Raw genomic sequence first — 429 nt, 5'->3', positions numbered from 1 at the left:
GGGGACAAATTGTTTTTTGTAATTCCATTTTTGTCTTTCATATCAGCTTCATACGGAGTGGAAATTCGTTGCAGTTCCGGCTCTTTAGGCTTTTTAAAAGAGAGCATTTTTTTGATAAAAGACTTTTTCATAAAGATTTCCTGCTTAGGCTGCATTCAATTCCGGGAGAATAGCAATCAATTTATTGCCATCGTGATCAACAATTAGAGCTTGAACAATTGTTCCAGCTTTTGCACCTTTAACTTTTGCAAGGGTATAATCTTCTGTCCGTCCAATTTCATCTTTTTCAACAAGAATTTTTTGCTGACTGTTTTGTAAGTGAGTAAGATGCTTTTGATAAGCTTTCTCACCTGCTTTACGCAATCTTTCTGCACGTATCTTAATTACCGTACGATTGATTTGTGGCATACGTTCGGCAGGTGTTCCTTC

General features: G+C 36.8%; 1 pseudogene. It reads right to left on the bottom strand.

Annotation, left to right across the window (positions count from 1 at the left end):
- Nucleotides 1-144 precede the first annotated feature (144 nt).
- A pseudogene (locus J7R10_RS08895) lies at nt 145-429 on the bottom strand (tRNA (N(6)-L-threonylcarbamoyladenosine(37)-C(2))-methylthiotransferase MtaB); the annotation flags it as partial.

This window comes from Bartonella vinsonii subsp. berkhoffii ATCC 51672 (assembly GCF_902825225.1).
GTDB classification, from domain to species: Bacteria; Pseudomonadota; Alphaproteobacteria; order Rhizobiales; family Rhizobiaceae; genus Bartonella; species Bartonella berkhoffii.
Note: the sequence above shows the minus strand (reverse complement) of the source record. Positions and strands in the feature narration are given on the sequence as shown.